The organism is Kitasatospora sp. NPDC001225 (assembly GCF_053597855.1).
The window spans coordinates 1-1,034 of sequence record NZ_JBSFJC010000495.1 but is presented as its reverse complement, the minus strand read 5'-3'; the positions used below and the strand labels follow the sequence as shown (position 1 = coordinate 1,034).

At 76.1% G+C, this 1,034-nt stretch carries 1 protein-coding gene and 1 pseudogene; both read left to right on the top strand.

Annotation, left to right across the window (positions count from 1 at the left end; translation table 11 throughout):
• Positions 1–770, top strand: a 770-nt coding sequence (locus ACWDCZ_RS41720; protein ID WP_449818777.1) for a putative baseplate assembly protein, incomplete at its 5' end; no start/stop codon positions are given.
• A pseudogene (locus ACWDCZ_RS41715) lies at positions 767–1,034 on the top strand (hypothetical protein); the annotation flags it as partial. The gene ACWDCZ_RS41720 and the pseudogene ACWDCZ_RS41715, both read left to right, overlap by 4 nt.

Here is a 1,034-nt window from a genome sequence, read left to right as displayed (position 1 = left end):
GGATCGCGGGCAACGTCGCCCGCGGCACCATCACGGTGCTGCGCAGCTCCGTCCCGTACATCGCCCGGGTCGACAACCGGGAGGCGGCCCGCGGCGGGGTCGACGGCGAGACCGTCGAGAACGCCAAGGCCCGCGCCCCGCACCAGCTGCGCCTGCAGGAACGTGCCGTCACCGCCGGGGACTTCGAGCTGATCGCCCGGCAGGCCGCGCCGTCCGCCGCCCGGATCAGCTGCGTGCCCGCCACCGGCGGGGAGGCGGGCGCGGTGCGGGTGCTGGTCGTCCCCGACGCCGTCGCGGACGAGGGCGACCGGCTGCGCTTCGAGCAGCTGATCCCCGACGACCAGGTGCTGGCCGCCGTCGCGACCGCCCTCGACGAGCGGCGGCTGATCGGCACCCGGCTGGTCGTCCAGCCGCCCGCCTACCAGGGCGTGACGGTGGTCGCCCGGCTCACCACCCGCGCCGCCGACCCCGACCGGGTCCGCGAGGAGGTGCTCGCCGCGCTCTACCGGTACCTCAACCCGCTGCGCGGCGGCGCCGACGGCACGGGCTGGCCGTTCGGCCGGGCGGTGCAGTACGGGGAGGTGTTCGCGGTGCTCCAGCGGGTGGCCGCCGTCGCGGGCGTCGACGAGCTGCGGCTGTTCCCGGCGGACCCGATCACCGGCCGCCGGGGCGCGCCGACCGAGCGGGTCGAGGTCCCGCCGGACGCCCTGGTCTTCTCCCACCAGCACCAGGTCGTGGTCACCGCGCAGGCCGAGGACGGGCGGTCATGACCAGAGCCGCCGTCCCCGGGCTGCCCAGCCCGCACCCGATCGGCGAACTGCTGCCCGCGCTGTTCGCCGAGGACGACTTCGCCCAGCGGTTCACGGCCGGCCTGGACACCGTCCTCGCCCCGGTCTTCGCCACCCTGGACAACCTGCCCGCCTACTTCCAACCCGGCCTCGCGCCCGCCGACTTCCTCGACTGGCTGGCCGAGCGCGGCATCGGCGAGGGTACCGTCAACTACCGCCTGCGCGACTGGCTGTTCAGCCGCCAGC